General features: G+C 68.9%; 24 protein-coding genes. 8 read left to right on the forward strand and 16 right to left on the reverse strand.

All coding sequences use genetic code 11. The features are described 5' to 3' along the window. The first annotated feature begins 342 nt into the window (after window positions 1–342). On the forward strand, window positions 343–972 hold the full coding sequence (locus RDCOP1_RS00435; RefSeq protein WP_072698128.1) for a class I SAM-dependent methyltransferase: 630 nt from the start codon (window positions 343–345) through the stop codon (window positions 970–972). On the opposite strand, the gene RDCOP1_RS00440 is transcribed toward RDCOP1_RS00435, so the two are convergent. From RDCOP1_RS00440 to RDCOP1_RS00470, 7 genes are all read right to left on the reverse strand, one after another. Beyond that, window positions 923–1828, reverse strand: coding sequence for a DMT family transporter (locus RDCOP1_RS00440; RefSeq protein ID WP_072698129.1), 906 nt, complete (start codon window positions 1826–1828; stop codon window positions 923–925). The genes RDCOP1_RS00435 and RDCOP1_RS00440 overlap by 50 nt on opposite strands. Before the next feature lie 7 nt (window positions 1829–1835). Continuing rightward, window positions 1836–3287, reverse strand: a complete 1452-nt coding sequence (gene gnd / locus RDCOP1_RS00445) for an NADP-dependent phosphogluconate dehydrogenase (RefSeq protein ID WP_072698130.1) — start codon at window positions 3285–3287, stop codon at window positions 1836–1838. 47 nt (window positions 3288–3334) lie between these two features. Then, window positions 3335–4285 carry a M56 family metallopeptidase gene (locus RDCOP1_RS00450; RefSeq protein ID WP_072698131.1) on the reverse strand — a complete coding sequence of 317 codons (951 nt, stop codon included), beginning with the start codon at window positions 4283–4285 and terminating at the stop codon, window positions 3335–3337. 13 nt (window positions 4286–4298) lie between these two features. Then, complete coding sequence (locus RDCOP1_RS00455) at window positions 4299–4718, reverse strand: BlaI/MecI/CopY family transcriptional regulator (protein ID WP_072698132.1); 420 nt, start codon at window positions 4716–4718, stop codon at window positions 4299–4301. Between the two features lie 70 nt (window positions 4719–4788). After that, window positions 4789–5694 carry an ABC transporter ATP-binding protein gene (locus RDCOP1_RS00460; RefSeq protein WP_072698133.1) on the reverse strand — a complete coding sequence of 302 codons (906 nt, stop codon included), beginning with the start codon at window positions 5692–5694 and terminating at the stop codon, window positions 4789–4791. Then, window positions 5691–6686, reverse strand: coding sequence for a FecCD family ABC transporter permease (locus tag RDCOP1_RS00465; protein ID WP_169848810.1), 996 nt, complete (start codon window positions 6684–6686; stop codon window positions 5691–5693). Before RDCOP1_RS00465 ends, RDCOP1_RS00460 begins: the two co-directional genes overlap by 4 nt. 146 nt (window positions 6687–6832) lie before the next feature. Next, a complete protein-coding gene (locus RDCOP1_RS00470) occupies window positions 6833–8260 on the reverse strand; it encodes a FecCD family ABC transporter permease (protein WP_072698134.1) in 1428 nt (475 codons plus the stop codon). Between the two features lie 183 nt (window positions 8261–8443). On the opposite strand from RDCOP1_RS00470, the gene RDCOP1_RS00475 reads away from it, so the two are divergent. From RDCOP1_RS00475 to RDCOP1_RS00490, 4 genes are all read left to right on the forward strand, one after another. After that, a complete protein-coding gene (locus RDCOP1_RS00475; RefSeq protein WP_072698135.1) occupies window positions 8444–9151 on the forward strand; it encodes a hypothetical protein in 708 nt (235 codons plus the stop codon). A 283-nt stretch (window positions 9152–9434) separates the two neighbouring features. Next, window positions 9435–9887: a PaaI family thioesterase gene (locus tag RDCOP1_RS00480; RefSeq protein WP_072698779.1), complete on the forward strand. Its 453-nt coding sequence runs from the start codon at window positions 9435–9437 to the stop codon at window positions 9885–9887. 78 nt (window positions 9888–9965) lie between these two features. Continuing rightward, window positions 9966–10901, forward strand: a complete 936-nt coding sequence (locus RDCOP1_RS00485; RefSeq protein ID WP_072698780.1) for an ABC transporter ATP-binding protein — start codon at window positions 9966–9968, stop codon at window positions 10899–10901. Next, entirely contained in the window at window positions 10898–12574 is a 1677-nt protein-coding gene (locus tag RDCOP1_RS00490; protein ID WP_072698136.1) for an ABC transporter permease, read from the forward strand. Before RDCOP1_RS00485 ends, RDCOP1_RS00490 begins: the two co-directional genes overlap by 4 nt. Before the next feature lie 95 nt (window positions 12575–12669). Here RDCOP1_RS00490 and RDCOP1_RS00495 read toward each other — a convergent pair whose 3' ends face one another. Beyond that, window positions 12670–13080, reverse strand: coding sequence for a DUF6223 family protein (locus RDCOP1_RS00495; protein WP_072698137.1), 411 nt, complete (start codon window positions 13078–13080; stop codon window positions 12670–12672). A gap of 259 nt (window positions 13081–13339) precedes the next feature. On the opposite strand from RDCOP1_RS00495, the gene RDCOP1_RS00500 reads away from it, so the two are divergent. Beyond that, window positions 13340–14608, forward strand: coding sequence for a sensor histidine kinase (locus RDCOP1_RS00500; RefSeq protein ID WP_072698781.1), 1269 nt, complete (start codon window positions 13340–13342; stop codon window positions 14606–14608). Continuing rightward, window positions 14605–15294, forward strand: a complete 690-nt coding sequence (locus RDCOP1_RS00505; protein ID WP_072698138.1) for a response regulator — start codon at window positions 14605–14607, stop codon at window positions 15292–15294. Before RDCOP1_RS00500 ends, RDCOP1_RS00505 begins: the two co-directional genes overlap by 4 nt. A 42-nt stretch (window positions 15295–15336) precedes the next feature. Here RDCOP1_RS00505 and RDCOP1_RS00510 read toward each other — a convergent pair whose 3' ends face one another. The 5 genes from RDCOP1_RS00510 to RDCOP1_RS00530 form a co-directional block, all read right to left on the reverse strand. Next, the gene (locus tag RDCOP1_RS00510) at window positions 15337–16710 is read right to left on the reverse strand and encodes an NAD(P)/FAD-dependent oxidoreductase (protein WP_072698139.1); all 1374 of its coding nucleotides are present in this window, start codon (window positions 16708–16710) and stop codon (window positions 15337–15339) included. 136 nt (window positions 16711–16846) lie between these two features. Next, the gene (locus RDCOP1_RS00515; protein WP_072698140.1) at window positions 16847–17890 is read right to left on the reverse strand and encodes a tyrosine-type recombinase/integrase; all 1044 of its coding nucleotides are present in this window, start codon (window positions 17888–17890) and stop codon (window positions 16847–16849) included. A 193-nt stretch (window positions 17891–18083) separates the two neighbouring features. Then, window positions 18084–19427: a glycosyltransferase 87 family protein gene (locus tag RDCOP1_RS00520; RefSeq protein ID WP_072698141.1), complete on the reverse strand. Its 1344-nt coding sequence runs from the start codon at window positions 19425–19427 to the stop codon at window positions 18084–18086. Window positions 19428–19616: 189 nt separating this feature from the next. After that, a complete protein-coding gene (soxR, locus tag RDCOP1_RS00525) occupies window positions 19617–20066 on the reverse strand; it encodes a redox-sensitive transcriptional activator SoxR (RefSeq protein ID WP_072698142.1) in 450 nt (149 codons plus the stop codon). 148 nt (window positions 20067–20214) lie between these two features. Continuing rightward, on the reverse strand, window positions 20215–20856 hold the full coding sequence (locus tag RDCOP1_RS00530; protein WP_072698143.1) for a dihydrofolate reductase family protein: 642 nt from the start codon (window positions 20854–20856) through the stop codon (window positions 20215–20217). A 1258-nt stretch (window positions 20857–22114) separates the two neighbouring features. Between RDCOP1_RS00530 and RDCOP1_RS00535 the strand changes: the two genes are divergently transcribed. Next, window positions 22115–22447 (forward strand): VOC family protein, encoded by a 333-nt coding sequence (locus RDCOP1_RS00535; protein ID WP_072698782.1) that lies wholly within the window; start codon window positions 22115–22117, stop codon window positions 22445–22447. Window positions 22448–22534: 87 nt separating this feature from the next. Here the strand turns inward: RDCOP1_RS00535 and RDCOP1_RS00540 are convergent, their stop codons facing one another. From RDCOP1_RS00540 to RDCOP1_RS00550, 3 genes are read right to left on the reverse strand one after another with little or no spacing between them, the layout of a single operon-like run. Continuing rightward, window positions 22535–24265 carry a CocE/NonD family hydrolase gene (locus tag RDCOP1_RS00540; protein ID WP_072698144.1) on the reverse strand — a complete coding sequence of 577 codons (1731 nt, stop codon included), beginning with the start codon at window positions 24263–24265 and terminating at the stop codon, window positions 22535–22537. A gap of 23 nt (window positions 24266–24288) precedes the next feature. Further along, window positions 24289–25230, reverse strand: a complete 942-nt coding sequence (locus RDCOP1_RS00545) for an MBL fold metallo-hydrolase (protein WP_072698783.1) — start codon at window positions 25228–25230, stop codon at window positions 24289–24291. A 16-nt stretch (window positions 25231–25246) separates the two neighbouring features. Continuing rightward, window positions 25247–26191: an alpha/beta hydrolase gene (locus RDCOP1_RS00550; protein WP_072698145.1), complete on the reverse strand. Its 945-nt coding sequence runs from the start codon at window positions 26189–26191 to the stop codon at window positions 25247–25249. Window positions 26192–26196 lie beyond the last annotated feature (5 nt).

Raw genomic sequence — 26196 nt, forward strand, 5'->3', positions numbered from 1 at the left:
GTGGGTGGGGGGTTGCGCCGGGGTGGTCACCCGGCTCGGTAGGGGAGCCCTCCGGACCGGCGGAGTCGGGCTCCGCTGTGGTTTCTGCTGCTGACCTGCGGGAAGTGGGTGCCGCGGGCACCGGGTTCCTTTCGTCTGGTCCGGAGCGTGGAGAGATCCTGGTGGCCCGGACGTCGTGTGAAAGTCCTCATTCTACTGAGAGGGGCGCGGTGTTGTCGCTGCGGCGCCGAAGCGGGAGCGGTGTGGTGGTGGGTGCGCAGGTCGGGGGAGCTTCGGCTTACGGTGTGGGCGGGACCCCGGAACGGATCCGTACCGGCCCCATCGGACGAAGGAGCATCGACGATGACCGCAGGCACCCCGGGTGGGCGTATTCCGAGCAAATGGGAGGAGATCACCGCGGCGGATCCGTCGCATTCGGCGTGGTACGTGCAACGGTTCCGCGACCTCGCTGCCCAGGGGCGCGACACCGCCGGTGAGGCACGGCTCGTCGACGCGATGCTCGAGCGCGGGTCGCGGGTGCTCGACGCCGGATGTGGTCCGGGCCGGGTGGGCGGCTACCTGCATCGCGCCGGACACGAGGTGGTCGGGGTGGACGTGGATCCGGTGCTGATCGCCGCGGCCGAAGAAGATCATCCGGGACCGCAATGGCTGGTCGGTGATCTCGCCGAACTGGACCTGCCGACGCGGGGAGTGACGGGCGAGTTCGATGTGATCGTGTGCGCCGGCAACGTGATGACGTTCGTGGCACCGGTGACGCGGGAGGCGGTCCTGGCCGGGTTCGCCCGCCATCTCGCACCGTCCGGGCGGGTGGTGGTCGGGTTCGGTGCCGGTCGCGACTACGAGTTCGAAGAGTTCTTCGCCGACGCCGAACGCGCCGGTCTGGCGGTGGATCTGACGCTGTCGACGTGGGATCTGCGTCCGTTCACCGACGGTGCGGATTTTCTGGTGGCGGTGCTGTCGCGGGCGTCGTGACGGTCTGCGTGGCCGGGGCCTCGACGCGGGACAGTGCGACGGTGGTGGTGAGCATGACGAGCACGGCGGCGCCGACGAGGATCAGCCCGGCGCCGCCGACCTGGAGTCGTTCGCCGAGCACGACCATCCCGAGGAACACCGCGCCGAGCGGTTCCCCGATCGTCAGCGCGGGTAGGGAGGCGGACAGCGGCCCGACCTGGAAGGCGCGTTGCTGGATGTAGTAACCGCCGATTCCGGCGGCGGCCAGCACCCAGACCTGCCAGGAGGTGAGGACCGCGCCGAACCCGTCCTCGAACAGGTCGGTGACGTGTTTGGTGAAGGCCGCCACGACGCCGTACAGGAGCCCACCCGCGGCGCCGAGCAGCGCCGCGCGCACACCGGCGGTGAGCCGGGGCGTGGAGCCGAGCGCCACGGCCACCGCGGTGACGGCGAGGACTGCGCCGAGGGGCACCGCCCAGCGGGTCGCGGCCGCGTCGACGGTGCCCGCCGCGGGGTTCCCGACGAGCAGGAAGATCGCGAGGGACACGCAGAGCGCGGCGGCGAGCATCCAGGTGCCGCGGGTGAGGCGGTACCCCCCGAAGTAGGCGGCGAGGGGCAGCGCGAACAGCAGCGAGCTCACCAGCAGGGGTTGCACGATGAGCACGGAGCCGAGGGCGAGCGCCGCGATCTGCAGCCCGTACCCGGCGGTGTCGCTGACGGTGCCGCCCCACCAGCGCGGATTGCGCAGCAGCCTGGTGACGAGGTTGCCGCCTTCGGGGACGGCGGCGGCGGTTTGCTGCTGGGTGACTCCGGCGATCGCGAACAGCACCGCGGCGGCGAGCGCGCACGCTACGGATGCTGCCTCGAGGCCGGTCACAGCGAAGTCAGGCGCTGACTTCGCTGTGGTCGCCGCTCCACAGGGTGTGATACTTGCCCGGCTTGTCGATCCGCTCGTAGGTGTGCGCCCCGAAGTAGTCGCGCTGGCCCTGCGTCAGGGCGGCGGGGAGCCGTTCGGCGCGCAGCCCGTCGTAGTACGACAGCGACGACGCGAACGCGGGGATCGGGATGCCCAGGGTGGTCGCGGTGACCACCACCCGGCGCCAGCTGTCGATGCCGGCTTCGATCGCGTCCCGGAAGTAGGGGGCGAGGATCAGGCTGGGCAGGTCGGGGTCGGCGTCGTAGGCCTCTTTGATGCGGTTGAGGAACTGAGCGCGGATGATGCAGCCGCCGCGCCAGATGGTGGCGAGCGCGGCGCGGTCGACGTTCCAGCCGTATTCGGCGCTGCCCGCCGCGATCTGGTCGAATCCCTGCGCGTAGGCGACGATCTTCGACGCGTACAGCGCCGCGCGGATGTCCTCGGTGAACTGGGCGGCGTCGGTGGGGGCGGCGCCGAGGGTGCCGCCGGTCAGGCCGCGGGCGGCGGCGCGCTGGTCGCGGGAGCCGGACAGTGCCCGCGCGAAGACTGCTTCGGCGATGCCGGTGACGGGGACGCCGAGGTCGAGGGCGGACTTGACGGTCCAGCGGCCGGTGCCCTTCTGCTCGGCGGCGTCGACGATGACGTCGACGAGCGGCTTGCCGGTCTCGGCGTCGGTTTGGCGCAGCACCTCGGCGGTGATCTCGATGAGGTACGACTCGAGGGTGCCGGTGTTCCACTCGGAGAACACGTCGGCGATCGCGGCGGCGTCGTGGCCGAGCGCGTCGCGCAGCAGCTGGTAGGCCTCGCCGATGAGCTGCATGTCGGCGTATTCGATGCCGTTGTGCACCATCTTCACGAAGTGGCCGGCGCCGTCGGGGCCGATGTGGGTGCAGCAGGGGGTGCCGTCGACGTGGGCGGCGACGGTTTCGAGGAGCGGGCCGACGGCGCTGTAGGACTCGGCGGGGCCGCCGGGCATGATCGACGGGCCGTTGAGGGCGCCTTCTTCACCACCGGAGATGCCGGCGCCGATGAAGTGCAGACCGCGGTCGCGGAGGGCGGCTTCGCGGCGGATGGTGTCGGTGTAGAGGGCGTTGCCGCCGTCGATGATGATGTCGCCCGGTTCCATCGCGGAGGCGAGTTCTTCGATGACCGCGTCGGTGGCGTCGCCGGCCTTGACCATGATCAGGACGCGGCGAGGCTTTTCGAGGGCGGCGACGAATTCTTCGATGGTTTCGGTGCGCACGAAGTTGCCGTCCGTGCCGTGCTCGGCGAGCAGCGCGTCGGTCTTGCCGATGCTGCGGTTGTGCAGGGCGACGGTGTACCCGTGGCGGGCGAAGTTGCGGGCGATGTTCGACCCCATGACGGCCAGGCCGGTCACGCCGATCTGGGCTTGGGCTGTCGCGGTGTGTTCGACGGTCATGGTTACAGCTTCCCCCGAAACGGGGTGGGATCGAAATCGGAGGGAGGTCAGTGGGCGAAGAGCCGGTTCAGCTCGGTCAGCCACGGCACGGCGACCGCGACGGTGGGGACCACGAGGATCGCGGCGGCGGCGATGTACGCGGCGGCGGAGATGCGCAGGTCGGGTCCCGGATCGGCGAGACGCCGCACCCTGAGCACGGTGCTCGGTCCCCCCGCGGCGAGAGCTCCCTTGGGGGTGGTGGTGCCGGCGCAGGCCACCAGGGCCCGCGCGAGGGGGGTCGGGCCGGTGACCCGGACGGCGGAGTCGTCGGCGAGCATTTCCACGAGTGTCTGCACGGATCCGAGGGCTGAGCCGGATCGCACCCAGCGGGGGAACGCCTCGTACACGGCGGTGAACGCCTCGAGGACGAGGTCGTGGCGGGCCCGCAGGTGGGAGTGTTCGTGGCAGAGGACGGCGCGCAGTTCGGTGTCGCTGAGGTTGTCGAGCGTGCCGTCGCTGAGCACCACCCGGTGACGCAGTCCGGGCAGGCAGTACGCGATCGGGTCGGCGGACGCGAGGATCCGCACGTGCGGGTGGCGGCGGACGACGTCGCGGGTGTCGCGGTTGTCGAGGAGGTCGACGAGCATCCGGTGCCGGGACCGGCGACGGCGGGTGCGAACCGCGACACGCAGTATCGAGTAGATCAGCCGCGCGCCGATGAGCAGGGTCAGGGCCAGCACCACGACGTAGGTCAGCCACAGCGGCAAGCCGAGGGCTTCGATTTCGCGGAGCGGCTCGGTGGTGGGCCGGCCGTCGACTCCGGGGACGAGCAGCCGGCTGGCGATGGCCAGACCGGAGCTGAACGCGGACAGGACGGCGGCCAGCGCGATCGCCTGCCACAGCACGAGCGCCGCCCGCGGGTTGCGGTGCGGCCAGGCGGCGCGGGAGAGCAGCCCGGGCACCGGGCCCGCGAGGAGGAGCGCGAGTATTCCGAAGAACAGCGCGGTAAGGGCGTTCACGACACCGAGTGTGTCAGCTCGCGCGTCCGGCGCCGTGTTCGCCCAGGGTGGAGCCGTTTCCCGCCTGCTGGGATTCGAGTTCGGCGAGCGCGGCGCGCAGGGCTTCGGCTTCGTCGGCGCCGACCCGGCCGACGAAGTGGACGAGGGCGGCGGCACGGCCGGCGGTTTCGTCGGCCTGGTCGAGGGCGTCGACCATGAGGCTCGCGACGAGTTCGTCGCGGCCGTGGACGGGCACGTAGCGGTGAGCGCGGTCGTCGCGCTGCTGGACGACCAGGTTCTTCTTCGCGAGGCGTTGCAGCACGGTCATGACGGTGGTGTACGCCAGGCTGCGGCGGGTGGCCAGGGCCTCGTGGACCTGCCGGACCGTCTGGGGTTCGGTGGCGGACCACAGGTGGTCCATCACTGCTCGTTCGAGTTCGCCTAGTGCTGCCATGATCCGATTCTACGGATTGCTCCGACGTCTGTGCGTACTACCCCGGGTCGTAGCCTCGGCAGGGCTGTGATCAGGGAGTTTCCGCTGCTCCGGGGGTGTGGCCCGGGGCCACAGGACCCCCGACTGCGCCGTAGACGTGCCGGGTGCCGATGGGGACGATCAGTGGCCGGCCGGACACCGGATCCTCGATCACCGACGCGTCGAGGTCGAACACCTCCGCGAGCAGTTCGGCGGAGATCACCTCCGAGGGCGGACCGGAGCGCACGATGCGGCCGTCCTTCATCACCACCAGGTGGTCGCTGTAGCGGATGGCGAGGTTGAGGTCGTGCAGGACCATCACGACGGTGCGGCCGAGTTCGCTGTGCAACCGGTCGACGAGGTCGAGCACTTCCACCGAATGTGCGAGGTCGAGATAGGTGGTCGGTTCGTCGAGTAGCAGGATGTCGGTGCCCTGGGCCAGCGCCATGGAGATCCAGGCGCGTTGGCGCTGACCGCCGGACAGTTCGTCGACGGGCCGGTCGGCGAGGTCGGCGATGCCGGTGCGGGCGAGGGCGGTGGCGACTTCCCCTTCGTCGTCGGAGGACCATTGCCGCAGCCACGATTGGTGGGGGTGCCGGCCGCGGGCGACGAGGTCGGCGACGGTCAGTCCTTCGGGTGCGAGGGGCGCTTGCGGCAGCATCCCGAGGACGCGGGCGACGTCGCGGGTGCGCATCGTGGTGATGCTGCGGCCGTCGAGCAGGATCTGCCCGGTGCGAGGTTTGAGCAGCCGGCTCAGCGACCGCAGCAGAGTCGATTTGCCGCAGCCGTTGGGTCCGATGATGGTGGTGATGACGCCGGTGGGGATCTCCAGGTCGAGGTCGTCGATGATCAGCCGATCCCCGTAGCCGAGCGCGAGGTGTTCGGCGACCAGGCGGGTCGCCGGGGTGGCCCCGGGGTGTTCGGTGTCCGGGGCGGCGGGGGTGTGGGTGTCGGTCACGCGGAGACCTTCCGGTTGGAGCGCACGAGCAAGTACAGCAGGAACGGGCCGCCGAGCGCAGAGGTGACGAGACCGACGGGCAGGGGCACCGGCAGGATCGTACGGGCGATCAGATCGGCCCCGACGACGAGCAGTGCGCCGGTCAGTGCGGACGCGATGATCGGAGGTCCCGCGGATTTGACCAGCCGCACCGCGATCTGGGGGGCGGCGAGGGCGACGAAGCCGACGGGTCCGGCTGCGGCGGTGGCGACTGCGGCGAGGGTGCAGGCGATGACCAGCAGCAAGGCCTGCTGTGTTTGCAGCGGCACCCCGAGGGAGCGGGCGGTGTCGTCGCCGAGGCGCAACGCCCCGACGGTGAACGAGGAGACCGTGGCCCACGCGCCGAGGACGAGCAGGACGAGGGCGGCCGGCACGACCTGGTTCCAGGAGATGCCGTTGAGGGATCCGGTGAGCCACACCTGGGCGCGGGAGACGTCGTTGATGTCGGCGGAGACCAGCATCCAGTTGGTGAGGGCGAGCAGCATCGCGTTGATGCCGATGCCGATGAGGACGAGCCGGAATCCTTCGACACCGTTGCGCCAGGCGAGCAGGTAGATGATTGCGGCGGTGAGCAGGGCCCCGGCCAGTGCCGCGAGCGGCAAACCGAGCGCGGCGAGGATGCCGACGACGGAGCCGCCACCGGTGAGGACGATCAGGGCGACCGCGGCGGCGCCGGCACCGGCGGTGATACCGAGGATGTCGGGGCTGGCCAGCGCGTTGCGGGACAGCGACTGGGTGATCGCACCGGCGACGGCGAGCGCGGCGCCGACGACGATCGCGCCGACCGCTCGGGGGAGTCTCAGGTCGAAGACGATGAACCGGTCGAGGCGGCCACCGCCGCCGAAGAGCACCTCGATGACCTGGGGTACCGACATCGGGTAGTCGCCGCGCCCGAGGGAGACGCAGGTGAGCAGGAAGGTGGCGGCGGCGATCAGCGCGCACACCAGCACCATGCGGCCGCGCCAGACCACGGAGAACGGTCCGATGCGGAAGGCGTGCCGCCCGGGGACGGCGGTGGAGATATGGATCGGGGAGCGGCGCCGCGCGCCGTCGGCCGGGGGTGCGGGGGGTGCGGGGGTTTCGGTGCCGGGGGTGGTGGTCACAGTGCCACCAGCTTCCGGCGTCGCACCAGGGCGATGAAGAACGGGGCGCCGACGAGTGCGAGCACGATCCCGACCTGCAGTTCGCCGGGGCGCACCACGATGCGCCCGATCACGTCGGCGAGTACGAGCAGGACGCCTCCGAGCAACCCGGCGTAGGGCAGCAGCCAGCGGTAGTCGGGGCCGGTGATCGCGCGGGCGATGTGCGGGACGATCAGCCCGACGAAGGCGATCGGTCCGCAGGCCGCGGTGGCGGCGCCCGTGAGGATGGTGATGGCGGCGATGCCCACGACACGGGTGAGGACGACGTTGGTGCCGAGGGAGCGGGCGACGTCGTCGCCGAGGCTGAGCACATTGAGCGACGGTGTCCCCGCGATGGCGACGACGAGCCCGAAGATCAGGAACGGCAGAACCTGCCAGAACACGTCCATGCCGCGGCCGGCGACCGACCCGACCACCCAGAACCGGTAGCCGTCGAGGCTGGTCTGGTCGAGCAGCACGATGGTCTGGATCATCGCCTGCAGGAAGAAGGCGACGGCGGCACCGGCAAGGGCCAGGCTCAGGGGGCTCGAGCGGCCGTTGCCGATCGAGGCGAACCCGAACACGACGACGCTCGAGAGCATCGCGCCGGCGAAGGCGAACCACAGGTATTGGGCGGGGGTGGTCACGCCGAACAGATAGATGGCGAGCACGACCATGAAGGCGGCGCCGGCGTTGATGCCGAGCAGTCCGGCGTCGGCGAGGGGATTGCGGGTGTGGCCCTGGATGAGGGCACCGGCGACGCCGAGCGCGATCCCGACGACCAGGGCGAGCAGGGTGCGGGGGATGCGCAGCGAGTGCACGATCAGGTCGGTTTCGGCGCCGTCGTTGACGGCCAGCGCGTGGTAGACCTCGGCGAAGGACATCGGCCGGGCGCCGACGGCGATGCTGGCGAGCAGCACGAGCACGAGGAGGACCGCCAGGACGGCGAGACCGAGGAGCCGTCGGCGGCGCATCGCGGAGAGGCTGGTGTCGGCCGGTCGGGGCGCGAAGCCGTCGTGGACGGCGGCCTTGACGGTGACGGTTTCGGTGCCGCGCCGCAGGAGTGCGGCCCGGGCGCCGACCGGTGCGGTGGTGACGGTGTCGCGGGTGACCAGACCCAGCCACTGTTTGCCGAAGCTCTGTCCGGTGCGGCCTTCGCGGAGTCCGCGATTCCACCACAGCACTGCTGCGGCGACGAGGACGGCGGCGGTGCCGAAGACGATGCGGTCGGCTTGCCCGCCGCCGCGTGCGTCGCCGAGGGTGTCGACCACCAGGGCGCCGATGGCGAGGGGGAGGGCGGCCAGTGCGAGGTCGAGGAGTTCGGCGGCGACGCGACGCCCAGTGGTGGGTGGGGCGGTCGGGGTGGGCGCCGGTGGTGCGGCGTCGCGGTGGGGGGTGGTGGTCACGTGCGCGGGGTGCTCCTCGGGAGTGATCGCGAGTGGGACTGCGGATCTAGGAGTTAGGTTACGGAATCCTATGTGACGGCGGGAGGGGCGCCCGGGAACGGGAACGTCGGGGTTGCGCGCTTCAGCCCCGGAGTGAAATGGTTAGGCTTACCTAATTAATGGGCCAGTCGATCAGGAGGTCGGATGACGACTCTGCTGCTGCCGTCACCCACGGCCGCTCCCACCCCCGTCCGCGCGTTCGACGACACGCGCCGGCGGCTGGAAGCACTCACCGTGGGAGCGCCGCGTGTGTATGCGGTGGCGTGTGTCGAGGAGGAACCGCGCCGGCGCTGGTGGCACCTCGGCGGTCCGGAACGCACCCACCGCATCCAATTGCTCTGTGCGCGTGCACTCGCCGACGTCGACGATCCCCGGATCGCCGCGGAGCAGGTCGCTGCCGCGCTCGTCCACGCGGTGATCGGGCGGGTGCTCGCCCCCTACGTCCTCGAGGGCAGGGTGTGGGATCCCGGGCTGGACAACCTGTGGCTGCACCAGGACAGCGACGGGTGCATCGACTGGGCGGGTGTCGCCGACGACACCCTGCGCGTGCTGCCCGACGACCGCGCCGCCGGTGCCCGCGAGGTGGTGGTGCTGCCGTGCGAGGAGGCGATGGCGGTGTGGACCGCGCACCGCGCCGTCACCGCGCTGACCGAGGTCCACGCCGGCGTCGATCGCTGCGCACCCCTCGACGGCCCGCGATTCTGGGCCATGGTGGGGCGGTCTGTGGTGACCGGTGCGGCACAACTTCCGATCCTCGGCGGCGGATCCCGGCGGGTAGCCGCGCGCCGCGGGCAGATTCTTCTCGACGCGCTGCTCGCAGCAGGGTTTCCGGTCCGAGGCCTTGTGAAATAAGGGCAGCCTTCCCTATAGTGGGGATGTTCGCGAATAACGGACCGCGCCGGAGTCCTGAGGGCTGCAGTGATTCCCGGGTCCATCCGGACGGCGGGTTCCACGACAAATCGTGGGACCCGCCGTCTGCGTATCCCGCCTGTGTCTATCGGGAGCGGGTGCCGGTGAACACACCGCGCAACCGAAGCACGCGACGTGACCGAAAACCGCGATGCCCTACCATCGTTCGGTGGCCACCGGCGCCCGGATCCACCGGACGCGGCCCCGCACGCAACGGAGAGACCGCATGACCGATCAGCCCCGGCTCGACCCCACGTCGCTGCACGACCCGGCTGCCGCCACGGCGCTCAACGCCAACGGGTTCGGCACCGCCCTCGGTCTCGAGTTCCTCGAGATCGGACCTGATCGAGTGGGGGCGCGCTGGACGGTGACCCCGAACCAGCACCAGCCGTTCGGAATTGTGCACGGTGGCGTGTACTGCGCGGTGATCGAGACGCTCGCGAGTGTGGGTGGCTCCGCGTGGTTCGCCGACCGCGGCACCGTCGTCGGGGTCAACAACAACACCGATTTTCTCCGTGCCACCCGTGAGGGCGTCCTCACCGCGATCGGCACCCCCGTGCATCGCGGCCGCACCCAGCAGCTCTGGAAGGTGACCATCACCGACGAGCAGGACCGCCTCGTCGCCCAGGGCCAGGTGCGACTCGCGAACATCGCCGACGCCGCGCATCTCGGCAACTGACCGGTCCGCCGTCCGGCAGTCCCACCGGGTGGCGCCGAAGGTGCGCCGCGGCACCCCGACGGGCGTAGCATGCCGACCATGACGGTGGTCGCGGTCGAGCACTTGGTCAAGACGTTCGGTCCGACGCGTGCCCTCGACGGCCTCGACCTGACCGTCGAAGCGGGCGAGATTCACGGATTTCTCGGCCCCAACGGTTCCGGTAAATCGACGGCCATTCGCGTGCTGCTCGGTCTGTTGCGCGCCGATTCGGGACAGGTCCGGTTGCTGGGCGGTGATCCGTGGCGTGACTCGGTGTCGCTGCACCGGCGCCTCGCCTACGTGCCCGGCGACGTGAACTTGTGGCCCACCCTCACCGGCGGAGAGGCGATCGATCTGCTCGCCGGGTTGCGGGGCGGGCTGGACGAAACCCGCCGCGCCGACCTTCTCGACCGCTTCGAACTCGACCCGACGAAGAAAGCCCGCACCTACTCGAAGGGCAACCGTCAGAAGGTCGCGCTCGTGGCCGCGTTCGCGTCGGACGTCGAGTTCTACATCCTCGACGAGCCCACCTCCGGACTCGACCCGCTGATGGAGTCGGTATTCCAGGACTGCCTCGGTGAGATGTCCGCCGCCGGGAAGACGGTGCTGTTGTCGAGCCACCTGCTCGCAGAGGTCGAAGCGGTCTGCGATCGGGTCAGCATCATCCGGGAGGGTCGCACCGTCGAGACCGGCACGCTCACCCAGCTACGGCACCTCACCCGCACTTCGATCACCGTCGAAACTGCCCGTCCCGTCACCGGACTGACCGAACTGGACGGAGTGCACGATGTCCGCCTCGACGGTGTGCACACCCGCTGCGAGGCCGACACCACCGCACTCGACACGGTGCTGCGACACCTGCTGACCTTCGGAATCGTCTCGCTGACGTCCACCCCGCCGACCCTCGAAGAACTGTTCCTGCGCCACTACGGCGACGAACGGGTGCGGGAAACCGACCGCCACCGCCGCGCCGAATCCGGTGCGGCCCCGCGATGACCACCGCAGCCGCCCCGGCACCACCGGCAACCATGCGTGCCGAACGCTTCGCCGGCACCGGCCGACTGGTGCGGCTCGCGGTGCGCCGCGACCGGATCCGGCTCCCGGTGTGGCTGGTCGCCCTCACCGCGATCCTCGCCTTCTCCGCCTCGAGTGTGGCCGGGTTGTACCCCACCGCCGCCGAACTGCGCACGGTCGCGGTCGCGTCGGCGGCGTCTCCGGTGGCGCTGGCCACCAACGGCCTGGTGTCCGGCTACACCACCGGTGCGGTGCTGGCCAGTCAGATCGTCATGCCGCTGGCGCTCGCCGCAGGGTTGATGACCATCCTGCTGGTGGTCCGGCACACCCGCCAGAACGAAGAAACGGGCTCCGCCGAACTGATCGGTTCCGCGGTCGTCGGCCGGCAGGCGCTGCTCACCGCCGCGTTGACCGTCGCCGTTGCCACCAACGTGATTCTCGGCGCCGTCGGTGGCTTCGTGCTGGTGGTGCAGGGATTTCCGGTGAGCGGATCGGTGGCGCTGGGCGCGGCGGTCGCGGGCGCCGGTCTCGCGTTCGCGGCGGTGGCCGCGGTCGCTGCCCAGATCACCGACGGTGCCCGCACCGCGAACGGTCTCGCCGGCGCCGCACTCGGTGTGGCGTTTCTGTTGCGGGCGGTCGGCGACATGACCGGGACGGTCACCGGTGACGGCACCCGGGTGGTGGCCGGATGGCTCAGCTGGCTCTCTCCGATCGGGTGGGCCGAACAGATACGGCCCTACGACGACAACGCCTGGTGGGTTCTGCTGCTGCCGTTGGTGTTCTCCGTGGCTGCTGGGGCCGTCGCCGTTGTACTCACCGGCCGCCGCGACATCGGGTCCGGACTCGTCCCGACCCGGCCCGGACCCGCCCGTGCACCCCGCGGACTGGCCACCGCGACCGGGTCGGCGTGGCGGATCCAGCGCACGATCTGGTTCTGGTGGGCGTTCGGGATCGTCGTGCTGGCGCTGGTATACGGGGCGGTGGCCGATCAGATCGACGACTTCCTCGGCGACGGGGACCAAGGCGACGAACTTCTCGCCGACCTCGGTGGGGGCGGCGTCTCCGACCTGATCGACGCCTACTTCGCGGCAATCTTCGCAATGATGGCGGTCGCGGTTGCGGGATACGCGGTGCAGGCGCTGTTACGGATGCGCGGGGAAGAAACCGCCGGCCGGCTCGAACCGGTCCTCGCCACCGCCCTGAGCCGGCCCCGGTGGATGCTCGCTCACGTCGGTTTGGTCACCGTCGGCATCGTGGCGCTGCAGGCGCTCACCGGCGCGGCGATGGGTCTGGGGCACGGGCTGATCGTCGGTGATGCGCCGGGCCACGTCGGACGCCTGACCGGCGCCGCCCTGGTGTTCGCGCCCGCGATCCTGGTCGTCGCGGGCGCGGTGGTGCTCTTCATCGGAGCGCTGCCTGCATGGTCGATCGCACTGTCCTGGGGTGTGCTGGCAATCTGCTTGGTCATCGGGCTGTTCGGACCGCTGCTCGGGATTCCCGAGACGGTCCGCAACGTCTCACCGTTCACCCACATCCCCGCCGTCCCGGCCGCTGCGATCACGGCCGGGCCGCTGGTCGTCCTCGCGGTGATCGCGGTGGCGTTGTGTGCGGCCGGGGTGATGGCGTTCCGGCGCCGGGACCTCACCATGTCGTGAAAACCTTTGGGGATGTGAGACTTTCCGGACGGTGAGTGTTTCGCGAAAGGGACCCGGATGTGCCGCCGAGCGGCGCTCTGAACGTCCCCGCATCGTCACGAGTCGGACAGCGCTCCGGTGACGCGCTCGGTGCGGCGGTAACGAGCCAGACTCAGGCCGCCGAGGACCACGGCGACCGCTCCCAGCACCACGGCGAACAGGGCGCCGACGACTCCGTTGCCGGTGTTGGGACCGCCGGCGGCGTTCGCGCCGTGCATCCCGCCGACAATCACACCGATCGCTCCGGTCGCCAACGCCGCGACGATCCACGAGAGGTTGGGGTGCGTACCGGAGCGGCGGGTACGCCTCAGAGCCACTGCGCCGGCGACGACGCCGAGCAGCGCGAGCACTGCCGCGGCGCTGGGTACCGTCCGGCCGACACCGAGTTCGTACCCGGCAGCGACGGACGTGGGCTCGAGCAGGAACGTGGGCTCGAGCAGTGGGGCGGAGACCTCGAAGACAGACATGACGATCCTTTCGGTCGATGACGGCCACCGGCGCGCAGTCCGCAGGAACTGTTCCGTTCCTGTCCTATGCATTCCGGTATCCGTGCTGATCGGACACCTTCGATCGTCGCGCCCGGGGACCCGGCGCGTCATCGGCCGGCGCGCGCCGACCACTACGACCTCCGCCGTACACCACGCGCACCGATCCGCAACCGTCGACGTAGCCGCTTTACGCTGCCGACCCCACGTGTACCGGGCGTGGGAATCCTATGATCACTGCATGCAGGATCGCGTTGCGTCGTTCCGCTTGCCTGCCCGTATCCAGGACCTGCTGTTGGCGCTGTTCGTCACGGTGATGCAGGTCCAGGGCACGGTGGTGCGCAACAGCGGCCAACCCGACGTCGTGCTGCGTCCCCTGTCCGATCTCGGCAATCTCGGTTATCTGCTGCTGATCGTCTCCGGTGCCGCCTTGGCGGTGCGCCGCCGTCATCCGGCCGCAGTGTTCGCCGTGACCGCGCTGACCAGCGTCGTCTACTACGGTCTCGATTTCCCCGACGGACCCGGATGGCTCGCGCTGTTCGTCGCGCTCTACACCTTCACCGCGTACGGCGACGGGCACCGCACGCTGCAACTGGCCGGCGGGGGCATCGTCGCCCTGGCTGTGGTGTGGCTGATCGCCGCCGCCGACGTCGAGCCCCCGGCCGCGGTCGGCTGGGTCTACTTCCGCATCGGCGCTTCCGTGATGAGCGCCGCGCTCGGAGAGAGCGTGCGGGCGAGGAAACACCTGGCAACGCAGGCGCTCGAGCGGGCCGCGCTCGCCGAACGCGCCCGGGACGAGGAAGCTCGCGCCCGGGTCGACGCGGAACGGCTCAGGATCGCCCGGGAAGTGCACGACACCGTGGCACATGCCATTGCCGTCATCAACATCCAATCCGGTGTCACCGCACACGTTCTCGACAAACGGCCCGAACGCGTCCGGGAAAGCCTCGAAGTGATCGAACAGACCAGTGCGCGCGCCCTCGCCGAGATGCGAGCGATCCTCGACGTGCTGCGGGCCGAGAGTTCGAGCGACGACGTGACGGACGGCGGGGGAGCAGACGACCTCGAGCCACGTGCTCCGCGCGCCGGAGTGGCGCAACTCGACGACCTCACCGCGAGGGCACGCGAGGCGGGCCTCGAGGTGACCATCGACGCGCCCCCACCTCCGCAGCCGCTACCCGCCGCGGTCGGCAGCGCGGTGTACCGCATCGTGCAGGAGGCGATCACCAACGTGATCCGCCACGTCGGAACGACCCGCGTGACGATCTCGTTGCAGTACAGCCCCGACACCGTCGAGGTGCGGGTCTCCGACGAGGGACGGCCGACACTCACCACCGATCCGCGGACCGAGCGGCAAGAACAGCCGAAGGGACCAGGTCACGGTCTCACGGGGATGCGGGAGCGCTGCCGACTGCTCGGCGGTCGCCTCGATGCCGGCCCGCTCCCACACGGCGGCTTCGCAGTCACCGCCCGGCTCCCCGTCACCCCGACCGAAGCGACGACGGTATGAGCGGGGAGACGGAGACACCGGACGGCGCCGAGATCAAGGTGCTGCTCGCCGACGACGAACAACTCGTCCGATCCGGGTTCCGGCTGCTGCTCGACACCGAGGACGGCATCACCGTGGTCGGGGAGGCCGCCACCGGTTCCGACGCGGTGACGAAAACCCGCGCCCTGCGCCCGGACGTCGTCCTGATGGACATCCGGATGCCGCACCTGGACGGAATCGAGGCCACCCGGCAGATCGCCGGCACGCCCGGCCTCACCGATGTGCGGGTCCTCATCCTGACCACCTACGATACCGACACCTACGTCTTCGAGGCCCTGGAGGCGGGCGCGAGCGGGTTTTTGCTCAAGGACGCCGGCCCGGCCGAGCTCCTGCACGCCATTCGCGTGATCGCGGCGGGGGACGCGCTGCTCGCGCCGCGCATCACCCGCCGCCTCATCGGGCAGTTCACCACCCGCCGACCGGCCGACAGGGCAGCTGCGGATCAGCTCGACGCGCTCACCGACCGCGAGCGTGAAGTTCTCGCGCTGGTCGGGCAGGGCATGAGCAACCACGAGATCGGGGCGTCGCTGTTCCTGAGCCCGGCCACCGCTCGCACCCACGTCAGCCACGCCATGACCAAGCTCGGTGCCCGCGACCGCGCCCAACTGGTCGTGCTCGCCTACCGGACGGGACTCGTCACTCCGTAGGAACCGGTGTCACGGCGGAGGCTGTCGATGCGACTGCCTCGGTCATCCCACTTCTCGCTGCGGCTGCGGCTGCGGCTGCTCGGCTTCGGCGGCGCGTACCCGTTCGAGCGCGATCCGCGCGAACACTTGCTGTTCGGTCGCCGCCATCTGATTGCGGCCGGTCGAGAAGAACGCCTGCGCCCACGACAGCAGTGTCGACACCTTCGATGAGAACCCGACCAGATACAGCAGATGCACGAACAACCACGCGATCCAGCCGAGGAACCCGGTGATCTCGAGTTTGCCGACCTTCGCGACTGCACTGAACCGCGAGATGGTCGCCATGCTGCCCTTGTCGAAGTACCGGAACGGCGGACGCTGCGCCGGATCCTGCCCCTCCACCGAGGCGATGACCTGCTTCGCCGCATACTTGCCGCCTTGCATCGCCACCTGCGCCAAGCCGGGCAGCTTGTCGAGCGACATCATGTCGCCGATGACGAACACATTCGGATAACCGGGCAACGTGAGGTCGGGCAGCACCTCCACCCGGCCCGCCCGGTCGATCTCCGCCCCGGACTGCTCGGCGAGCTGCTTGCCCAGAGGACTCGCGGCGACACCCGCCGACCACACCTTGCACTGCGACTCGATGCGCCGCTCGGTGCCGTCCTTCTCCTTGACGGTCAACCCATCCGCGTCGACATCGGTCACCATCGCGTTGAGCTGGATCTGCACGCCCAGGCGTTCGAGAGTCTGGCGGGTCTTGCGGCTGAGTTTGCCGCCGTACACCGGAAGCACGTCCGGGGCGCCGTCGAGCAACACGACCCGCGCTTCGGTGGAGTCGATGTGCCGGAAGGCGTCCCGGAGGGTGCGCCGCGACAGTTCGGCGATCTGCCCGGCCAGTTCCACCCCGGTCGGTCCCGCGCCGACCACCACGAACGTGAGCAACCGGGTCCGTTCGTCCGGGTCGTCGGACAATTCGGCCTGCTCGAACGCCCCGAGGATCCTGCCCCGCAATTCGAGCGCGTCGTCGATCGTCTTCATACCCGGAGCGAACTCGGCGAAATGGTCGTTGCCGAAGTACGACTGGCCGGCACCCGCCGCCACGATGAGGCTGTCGAACGGGGTCACGGTGCGCCGCTCGAGGAGATTCGAGGTCACCGTCTTGTTCTCGAGGTCGATGGTTTCGACTTCACCGAGCAGGACCCGCGCGTTCTTCTGCTTCCGCAACACCATCCGGGTCGCCGGCGCGATGTCGCCCACTGACAGGATGCCCGTGGCCACCTGGTAGAGCAGCGGCTGGAACAGATGATGGGTGGTTCGTCCGATCAACGTGACATCGACGTCGGCGTTCTTGAGGGCCTGGGTGCTGAACAACCCACCGAACCCGGATCCGATGACGACGACACGATGACGAGACTCACCCGACTGGACACTCATGCATGCTCCTTCACTGTTTCGGCAGGGCCAGTGTGGTGGGTACCCCCACGGCAGGCCGCCGACGCGGGTGGGACAGCATCCAGTCTCGCAGTTGCCGCGCGGCAGCACAGGACGATCGCGTCCCGGACCCGGCGGGTCAGTGCGGTCCGGTCGCTGCGTCGCCGAGCAGGCCGTACACCGGGTTGTGCTGGGCCGCGTGCCGGACCGCATCCCCGGTCGCCGACGTGTAGATCTGCACCGTCTGCAACGACCGATGCCCGAGCAACTGCTGCAACTCCACCATGGTTGCGCCGCTGTCGGCGAGACTCGTCGCGAACGTGTGCCGCAGGGCATGCGCGAGCGCGCCACGTTTGCGTTCGGATTCGATGCCGGCACGCCGGTAGAGACGCCGCACCCGGTACTGCAGGGTGCCGCGCGTGATGCGCAGCCCGTCGCTGCCGACGAACAACGGATCGGCACCCGGATACCGCTCCCACACGGCCGGATCGTCGCGCTCGCCGCGCACCTGCCGCCGCGGCGCCGGGAACCGCGCATAGCGTTCCTCGAGATAACTCGAGACGATCGCCGTCCAGCTGTCCTCGAGGGGGATCTCCCTCTCGATCGCGCCCTTGCCCAGCACGCGCAGCACCGGGGATTCGACTCCGCCGAGGATGCTGCCGACGTCGAGCCGGATCAACTCGTCCGACCGGATGCCGGTGAGCAGCAACGTCGCGATCAGCGCCAGGTCGCGCTGCGGCCAGTCCCGCGCCGACTCTGCCGGACGTTGCGCCTCGACGGTGACGGTTTCGACGAGTTGGTTGATGGCATTGGGGGAGAAGGACTTCGGGGTGTGTTGCGGTTTCTTCGGTTGGGTGATCGACGCCATCGGGTTGCCCTCCGACACCCCCTCGGACACCAGGAAATTGCAGAAGTTGTTCCACACCGACCAAGCCCGCCGCACCGACGCGGGTTGCCGCTCGGCCGCGAACGCGGCGAACGCCGAGCGCATCGCCCGGATCGAAATGTCGCCGACTGCCAATGCGTCGACGGGGTGTGTATGCACGTCGGCGAGGTGCGCGCACACCCCGTGCAGGTCCAGGCGATACGCCTTGAGGGTGTGAGGGGACCGTTTCGCGGTCTGCAGTGTCTCCAGATACGACGAGACCCACTCGAGCAGACCCGGCTCGTCCCGGCTCGTCATTCCCGCACCCTCCCTGCTGCCAGTCGTACGCATGTGCGATTCCAGTGTGGCAGGAGGGTGTGACGTGACTCGAAGGGCACGTGGTGTCGCTGGACCACACCTGGGGGTGCGGGACCGAAGACCCCCGACGTGACCGGCTTCCGTCCGCGCTGCGACGCCTCGGCCAGGACTTTCCGACCGACACTCGAAGGCCTCACACTCGCGGAGCGAGGGAATCCTTGCTTTCGTCACGAACAGTGCCGCCCGTGGTCATTTCGTCGTCGACGACGGATGGCGTGATCACCACGGGCGCCATCACCATCGTCGGCCTCCGGTCGGCGTCCGGTACCTGTTGTGCGTCGGGCACGGCAGCGCGTGTCGGCGTGCGACGACCGTAGGCAACCAGGACGACGGCGACCAGCACCGCGAACACGATGGGGTAGGCGGATTGGACCAGGGTGCGCACCAGTGGCTCACCCGGGGTCATGAAGATTCCGATCGCGACGACACCGTCCGGGTAGGAGCGGTACCACGCGCACAACGGCACCGCCGCAGCAACGGGAAGCAGATAACCCCACCATCGGCCCCACCGCACCGCCTGGTCCAGACACAGCACCAGCAGCGGCACCACCCACACCCAGTGATGACCCCACGAGAACGGCGAGACCATCGGCGCGGTCAACCCACACACGGTCAGGCTCAACAGATGGCGGCCGTGCCGGTGGGCGAGCTGCGCGGCCCACAGCCCGGCGACAGCGACTACACCGGCGCACAGCAACCACAGCCACATCGGAGGTTCCTCCGTGCGGAGCGCCCGCGCGAGGATGCCCCGCACCGATTGGTTCGCCGGTGAGGAAATCAGCCCGATGCGGTCGGAGCGAATGATCGCCGAAGTCCAGAACTGCCATGCATCGGTGAAGATCATCACGAACCCCGCCGCGATCGTCGCGGCAAACGTCAGGGTCGCGACCATAGCCGCGCGCCACTGTCGCACCACCACGAGATACGCGATGAAGAACGCCGGGGTCAGTTTCAGGCCTGCGGCCAGGCCGACGCCGATCCCACGCAGGCGGCTCTGCTCCGGGCGGGACAGATCCCAGAGCACCAAGACGAGCAACACCAGGTTGATCTGCCCCAGCCACAGGGTCATCCGCACCGGTTCGATCCAGGTGAGCGCCACCGCCGACGCGACACTCACGACCCGCATCCGGACCGAATCCTCGTAGCCGAGCGCTCGCCAGCTCAGCCGGACCGCCAGGTACAACAGCACCAGATTCACCAGGTTCACCGCGATGGCGGTGCCCGCCACGGAAAGCAGCGACAAGGGCACGAACATCAGCGCAGCGAACGGCGGATACGTGAACGGCAAGGTCTCGAACAGGAAAAAGGAATACAGCGGATCGGAGGTACGCGCGGTCAGGCCGCCGTGCCGGTACACCAGCGCGTCGACCCCGTTGCCGAACAGGCCGTAGTAGTCGGTGAACCCCAGCAGCCGGTCGTGGGCGACGAACGCGACGCCGGCACCGATCACCGCCGCGACCGGCCACCACCTCGGCACTCTCGATCCTGCTTTGTGTATCCGACTCCTGTCTCGGCTCCCCATGGATCGAACCTAGGGGGAGGAGACGTGCAGGTGCCGCACCGACACAGCGCGAAGCCGAAGTTTGCGGCACGCTCGGCGGCGCAGCGACACCGAGGCCGGGTAGGGGCTTCTCGGCCGTTCCGTCTCCGACGTGCAGGCGATGGGTCAGTCGCCGCGGACCGGCAACCGCCGTGGGCCCGGACCTTCCCTGGCCAGCACATCGCCAGGGTTGGCCAGCGGACAGATCTTCAGGCTCAGGCATCCACACCCGATGCACCCTGCGAAATCGTCCCGGAGTTCGGTCAACGCGTCGATGCGGCGGGTCAGTTCGCCGTGCCACAGCGCTGACATCCGTGCCCAGTCCTCGGCGGTCGGCACCCGGCTGTCCGGCAACGAATCCAAGGCCGCCTTGATCTCGTCGAGCGACACTCCGACACCCTGCGCGATCCGGATGAATGCCACCCGCCGCAGCGTGTCGCGGCGGTACCGACGCTGATTTCCGGTCGTCCGGCGACTGTCGATGAGCCCTCGCGACTCGTAGTAGTGCAGCGCCGACACGGCCACACCCGACCGAGCGGCCAACTCCCCGGGGGTCAACCACACGGCAGGAGACATCGTGAGAGCCTTCCGACGATCGGGATTGCACGCGTCGATCTGGGTGCACAGTACCCAAATGCGAGGTGTGACGGCAGCGCGCAGGAGATACGACGACGGCTCACCCGTACCGACTGTCCGGGTGAGCGGGGGATGCGATCGTGCGGGGCTACTTACGCCAGAACAGGTGGTGGGTTACCCCGCTCGGGCTGGGAACGACGTCGTGATGGAACCTGTCGTTCAGTTCGTCCGGTGATTCCCAGAGGTGCAGGCCGGACCCGAAGTCGAACGGCGTCACCGCGATGTGCAGGGTGTCGACCAGGTCGGCGTCGAGGAACTGCCGGATGGTGGTGACCCCGCCGCCGAGGCGCACGTCCTTGCCGTCCGCGGCGTCGCGCGCGCGGTCGAGTACGTCGGCCGGTTCGCCACCGAGGAAGTGAAAGGTGGTGTCGGACAGTGTGAGGGAGGGGCGGGGGTGGTGGGTCAGAACGAACACCGGGGTGTGGAAGGGAGGCTCGTCGCCCCACCATCCCTGCCATTCGTCGTTGGGCCACGGACCGCCCTTGGGTGCGAACTTGTGACGACCCATGATCTCTGCGCCGATGTTGTGGGAGAAGTCGCGGGTGAAGTAGTCGTCGATGCCGCGACTGCCACCGGGATCGGTGCGATTGGGCCAACCCGCGGTGCCGACGGCCCACTCGAACATGCCACTGTGGTCGAGACCGAAAGGATTGTCGAGGGTCTGATTCTCTCCCGCGGCGATCCCGTCGTTCGAGACCGTGAAGTTCTGTACCCGGAGTAGCTGGGTCACGTCGTTCTCCTTGCGTCATGGCGGACGGATTCGATGTACAGACCGGGATGAGCGCCAGAACTCATCGGGGGGACATGCCCGTTGGGTCCGACCCTGGTGGGCGAGGGGAGTGGACACGACAGGGACTGGGGGCAGTCGTGAGTCGCGGAAGGTGCCGGCGGCGGGCCGGCCGCGAATTCGCAGTCTCAGGTGCGAGGGCAGCCCCAGAGAATCAGGCAGATGCTCCGGGGTGAGCTTGTGCATCCCGGAATGAAAGATGCTGCGGGGCAGTACAATTAATGGATAACGGTGATTATCCATCAAATGGAACCAGTAGTGCGAGCGGGCGGGGGCGACCTCGGCTCGCGGGGGAAGGGGTGCCGTGTGCGCGCGCGACCGGCGCCTCGTCGGCGCCGTGAACGATTGCCGCCGCGCCGACGGTGTGTGGACCGGATGTGGCGCCGGCATCCGAGGTGCGACGCCGGACTGTCGCCACCGCGAGTACTCGCCGTGAATCAAGGTGGCAGTGGCCCGGATCGGAGGTAGGAGGCCGCGGAGGGTGATCGGTTCCCGCTGGGCCCGGCCGCTACGAGGCAGTGTGTGCGGTCCGGAGATGGTCGATCCGGCCGCCTGTTCGCTCTCGGGGGCGGGCCAGATCGACGCTACTTGACATAATGTAGATTATCGGCAAATCTGCGACCTGCGGAAACGGTCCGATTCCGGCAAGTCCTGTCGGTGGTCATGCGTTGGGTATCGCTACGCGCATCGCGCCACGGCTTTCGTGCCGTCGCAGTGCCCTCGGCGCGTTTGTGCGCTGCCATCCACGGTTGCCGACCCGGCAGATCGCCGACCGTCCCGGCGGATCGGATCACTCTGACGATCCGTCCCGGCCCCGACCTCTCGACGTCGTCTGCCGTGGTCCGAGTCGCGTATGTGCGCGACTGGGACTCGGGCATCCCTCCCCGCTTCAGGCCCGCCCGCACCCTGCCAAAACGTCACAGTGACGGTTTGCGGCCGCCCTCCCGGTGTCTCGATTCCGTCACCTGGTGGTCGATTTCGCGGACTCGCCGTGGCCCGATCGGTAGGTTGCGTCCGGATGCCCTCGTCGTGGCTCCGGCGGTTCGCACCTAGGCGACCCGCAGAAGCGTCATGTGACGAACTTCGGAAAGGGGAAGTTATCGGCGCAGCGAGTGACAATCGGCCCTCCTTGTGCCCGGAGCGACGGCCATAAGCTGAGGAAACAATCATCCAAGGAGAATCTGTGAGCCACGAAGTGAAGATGATCGTTCTGTCGACAGATGATCTCGACGAGTCGATCAAGTTCTACAGCGAGGGTCTGGGCATGGGACTGAAGTTCCGTGACGGCACGCATTTTGCCGCGCTCGACGGTGGTGCAATCACGCTCGCACTCGCAACCTCGGTTGATCATCCGATCCACGGCCAGGTCGTCGTAGGCATCAAGACCGACGACGTGGACGCCGCGGCGCGCGCAACAGAAGAAGCCGGCGGCGGCATCGTGCAGGGTCCGTACGACGACGCGCACGAGCGGCGCGCGGTGGTGTACGACAACAAGGGCAACGGCTTGGTTTTCTACAGCCCGTTGAATCGTTGATCAAGGGTTGACCCGCCGGGGGGGATACGGCCGGGTGCTTCGAGGGTTCTCCTCGCAGCACCCGGCCGCAGCGGTTCCTTCCCGCTCCTACTCCCCTGCCGTGCGTGCCGTGAACGGCAGCACCAGCCGGGAGTGGTGCGCGGCATCCCGGTAGATCTTGTGGGTCACCGGGCGGCCGACCGGAAGGTGGAAGGCGTCAGGCGGGAGCAGCGCGTTGTGCTCGTCGGCGAGCGGTTCCCCGTTCGACAGTTCCACCGTCAGCTTGTGTCCCGGCAGGAACGTGTTCGCGAAGGGATACAGACGCAGCACGTATTCCTCGATCGCGCCGGGCTCGACCGGCACCGCCCGCGTGTGCGGATGGTACGGGTTGCCTTCCGTGGTGCGCTCCTCGTCCAGTTCCCGGTGCGACGCCTTCAGATACCCCGTGGTGATCAGCTGACGCTTGCCGTTCGGAGCGTAATCCCACAGTCGCACAATGAAATTGGAGTCCGGCTGGTCGAGTTCGGCGAAGATGTGCGCCGCGCCGGTACCGATCATCTCCGTGGGTTCCTCGAATACCGGGGTTTCCCATTTCAGGATCTCGACCTTGTCGGTGACCGTCAGCGGTGCCTGGTAGAAACCGTCCGGTGCGGCGTACTGCACGCCCATCGGCTCGGGTTCGGTGGACAGCTTGCCGCGTGGACGCAGGTACAGCGACCGGTACTCGACGTCCTTCGGGGGCCATTGATCACCGTCGACCCGTTCGCGGGAGCCCTCGACGAAGACCTGCACCGCGGGTTCGTCCATGATGCCGTTGTCGATGCCCTTGATCCAGTAGTCGTACCACCGGAACATCTTGTCGTGCTCTTCGATGAAGGGCCGCGACTGCATGGGCGGGTACGGGCCGATGTCGAGTTTCTTCGGTCCGCGGAGCGCGTCGAACAGTTCGATCGTGCCGTCCATCGTCCATCCGCGCCCCTGGTCGATCTGCAGGTAGACGGGGATGTCGATGTTCGGAGCGAGCGTGATGGGGTTGCGTTCCTCGTACCACTGTCCGTCGAGTTCGTTCATGACGATGTCGAACCAGGCTTCGTGGTGCTTGGGGTAGTTCAGCACGTGGACCAGGTTCGGCCATGCGGCGACATCGGGGTCTTTCAGGCGCTGCGCGACGCGTTCGGCGATTTCCTCAGGAGAGTAGGTCTCGAGCATCCGGGATTTGACGCCGTCGGTGAAGGCCCACCCGGAGTCGCCGCCGCGGCCTTCGCGGGCGGCGCGCGGCATGAACCACATGATGCCGCCGTGATAGGTGGTCTCGTAGAAGTCGTAGTGTCCGCCGCTGACGAAGATCGCCTTGAGGTGCGGGGGCCGTTCCGCGGCGGCGAGGACCTGCATCGACCCGAAGTAGGAGATGCCGATCATGCCGACGTTGCCGTCGCACCACGGCTGGGCGGCGACCCACTCGATGAAGTCGTATGCGTCCTGTCCGAGCGAGACCCCGCCGGCGTTGTAGTTGCCGATGTGCTCTCCCCCGGAGGCACCCGAGCCGCGGAGGTCGCCGATGACGTGGACGTAGTCTTCGGCGACGACTCGGGCGATGTCGCCGGCTTCGATGCAGCCGTCCCACATGGGGCTGGGCCGGCGCTGCGGCGGAGTGGTGAGGGCGAGAGCCTGCAGTTCCTTGCCGTAGGGGCTGAGCGCGACGAGCGCCGGGCGGGGCTTGTCGTCGACGCCCTGGTAGGCGTCGGCGGCCAACTCGATGCCGTCGCGCATCGGGACCCGCAGATCCTTGCGGATGTGGATGGTGCGGCCACCTGCGTCGAACGTTTCGAATTCGGCCATGAGGCTACGACTCCTCTTCTCTGTCAGGGTTTCTGGGTGAACTGGGTGCGGTAGCCGTGCAGCGTCGTGAAGAACGGGGACGGTTCGAGGGTGGGGTCGGCGTCGTAGCCGAGTTCATCGGCGACGGACGCGAAGGGCGAGTACACCGAGTCGGTCTCCCCCAGCCCCTGACACAGGCACCGGTGCGCGGCGTGGTGGACGCTGCTTTCGATGTCGGTGCTTTCGCGCAGTGCTTCGGCGGCTTGATCACGGTCGAGTTCGACGCCGTACGCCACTCCGTCGGCGCGTCGGTACGGATGGCCGAGGTACAGGTGCCGGGGCCGGATCTGTTCGCGGAGGTAGCGCAGGCTCGTCCGGTATGCCTCGGGGTCCGAGTAGCCGGGGAATCCGTTGGCGGCGCCGTGGACCTGCACGGCGTCGCCGACGAAAACGTCGTTTTGGCCGTCGACGACGTACGCCACCGACCCGGGGGTGTGTCCGGGGATGGAGTGCACCGAGACGGTGACATCTCCGCCGAGCGAGAGGGTTTCCCCGCCCCGGACCAGGATGGTGGGTTCCATCTCACCGGAGATGACGGCGTGTGTCGCCGCCGCGACCTTCGCGGCACCTTCGGGGTCGCCGAGGTAGGTGCCGCGCGCGTGGAGGTAGTCGTCGACGTGGGCTTGCCGGGAACGCAGCAGCGGGGCGTCGTCTTCGTGGATGACGACCTTCGCTTTGCGGCCGGTGGCCTCCCACAACGCGTGTGCGCCGCCGATGTGGTCGATGTGCCCGTGGGTCAGCAGGATCCATCGAATGTCTTCGATGCGGCGGCCGAGGGCTTCGAGGGCGGGCGCCATGCCTTCGGCGGGTGACGATGCGATGCCGGTGTCGACGATCGCGGGTTCGGGGGCGTCGATGAAGAACGTGTACAGGCCGAACCGGCCCCACGGCGAGACGATGGGGTGGATCTTCACCTCGCTCGCCATGTCCTCGCTCGCCATGTCACTGTTCCTGTCGGGTGGGAAGGTCGCCGCGCAGGAACTGGGCGGTCTCCTCGAAGACCCCGGCGAATTCGGGGATCCACGAGAAGTTCTGCACGAATCCGTGGTTGGCGCCGGCGTAGCGGCGGACCGTGGCCGGAATCCCGGCTTCGGTGAGTCGAGCGCCGTACAGTTCGCCTTCGTCGCGCATGGGGTCGTATTCGGCGGTGACGATCAGCGCCGGGGGTAGCCCGGTGAGGTCGTCGCGTTTGATCGGCGAGACGCGGGGGTCGGCGGGGTCGGCGCCGCTGTCGAGGTAGAAGGAGTTGAACCCCTTCAGCCCGGCGGTTTCCACGCCGTATCCTTCGGCGTTGTCGCGAAGCGAGGGGTACCGCTCGGTGTCGAAGTCGAGGTCGAGCGACGGGTAGTACAGGATCTGGTGGGTGATGCGGTCGAAGCCCTCGTCGTGGGCGAGGGCGGCGACGGCGGCGACGAAGGTCCCACCGGAACTGTCCCCGGCGAGGGCGAGGGTGGTGCCGTCCCACCCGAGGGTGTCACCGTGGTCGGCGGCCCAGCGCACTACGGCGAGGCAGTCGTCGAGTCCGGCGGGGAACGCCGCTTCGGGTGCGCGGCGGTACCCGACGGAGATGACCTTCAGGCCGGTGGCTTTCGCCAGGTTCCGGGCCACATGGTCGTGGGTGTCGAGGCTGCCGAGGAAGAACGCGCCGCCGTGGAAGTAGACGAGCAGTCCGTAGCTGTCGGTCTCGACCGGGGTGTAGATCCGGACGGGCACGTCGCCTACGGGTGTGGTGGCGACGGTGTCCTCGACCCGGTGCAGAGGCAGACGGTCGGCGGGGGCCGGGACCTGGGATTCTTCGACGGCGCGCATGATCTGGGGGTCGAGCGGTCCGTCGGGCGGTGCCGGCAGGTCGGCGAGGAAGTCGGCGATTCTGGGGTGGAGCGGCATGGTGC

Source organism: Rhodococcus coprophilus NBRC 100603, assembly GCF_001895045.1.
GTDB classification, from domain to species: Bacteria; Actinomycetota; Actinomycetes; order Mycobacteriales; family Mycobacteriaceae; genus Rhodococcus; species Rhodococcus coprophilus.

Excerpts from the sequence above, each read along its gene's own strand:
- RDCOP1_RS00435 (WP_072698128.1), top strand. The coding sequence starts at position 343 with ATGACCGCAGGCACCCCGGGTGGGCGTATTCCGAGCAAATGGGAGGAG.
- gnd (WP_072698130.1), bottom strand. The coding sequence starts at position 3,287 with ATGACCGTCGAACACACCGCGACAGCCCAAGCCCAGATCGGCGTGACC.
- RDCOP1_RS00455 (WP_072698132.1), bottom strand. The coding sequence starts at position 4,718 with ATGGCAGCACTAGGCGAACTCGAACGAGCAGTGATGGACCACCTGTGG.
- RDCOP1_RS00465 (WP_169848810.1), bottom strand. The coding sequence starts at position 6,686 with ATGGTGCTGGTGTGCGCGCTGATCGCCGCCGCCACCTTCCTGCTCACC.
- RDCOP1_RS00475 (WP_072698135.1), top strand. The coding sequence starts at position 8,444 with ATGACGACTCTGCTGCTGCCGTCACCCACGGCCGCTCCCACCCCCGTC.
- RDCOP1_RS00480 (WP_072698779.1), top strand. The coding sequence starts at position 9,435 with ATGACCGATCAGCCCCGGCTCGACCCCACGTCGCTGCACGACCCGGCT.
- RDCOP1_RS00485 (WP_072698780.1), top strand. The coding sequence starts at position 9,966 with ATGACGGTGGTCGCGGTCGAGCACTTGGTCAAGACGTTCGGTCCGACG.
- RDCOP1_RS00490 (WP_072698136.1), top strand. The coding sequence starts at position 10,898 with ATGACCACCGCAGCCGCCCCGGCACCACCGGCAACCATGCGTGCCGAA.
- RDCOP1_RS00495 (WP_072698137.1), bottom strand. The coding sequence starts at position 13,080 with ATGTCTGTCTTCGAGGTCTCCGCCCCACTGCTCGAGCCCACGTTCCTG.
- RDCOP1_RS00500 (WP_072698781.1), top strand. The coding sequence starts at position 13,340 with ATGCAGGATCGCGTTGCGTCGTTCCGCTTGCCTGCCCGTATCCAGGAC.
- RDCOP1_RS00505 (WP_072698138.1), top strand. The coding sequence starts at position 14,605 with ATGAGCGGGGAGACGGAGACACCGGACGGCGCCGAGATCAAGGTGCTG.
- RDCOP1_RS00510 (WP_072698139.1), bottom strand. The coding sequence starts at position 16,710 with ATGAGTGTCCAGTCGGGTGAGTCTCGTCATCGTGTCGTCGTCATCGGA.
- RDCOP1_RS00515 (WP_072698140.1), bottom strand. The coding sequence starts at position 17,890 with ATGACGAGCCGGGACGAGCCGGGTCTGCTCGAGTGGGTCTCGTCGTAT.
- soxR (WP_072698142.1), bottom strand. The coding sequence starts at position 20,066 with ATGTCTCCTGCCGTGTGGTTGACCCCCGGGGAGTTGGCCGCTCGGTCG.
- RDCOP1_RS00535 (WP_072698782.1), top strand. The coding sequence starts at position 22,115 with ATGATCGTTCTGTCGACAGATGATCTCGACGAGTCGATCAAGTTCTAC.
- RDCOP1_RS00540 (WP_072698144.1), bottom strand. The coding sequence starts at position 24,265 with ATGGCCGAATTCGAAACGTTCGACGCAGGTGGCCGCACCATCCACATC.
- RDCOP1_RS00545 (WP_072698783.1), bottom strand. The coding sequence starts at position 25,230 with ATGGCGAGCGAGGTGAAGATCCACCCCATCGTCTCGCCGTGGGGCCGG.
- RDCOP1_RS00550 (WP_072698145.1), bottom strand. The coding sequence starts at position 26,191 with ATGCCGCTCCACCCCAGAATCGCCGACTTCCTCGCCGACCTGCCGGCA.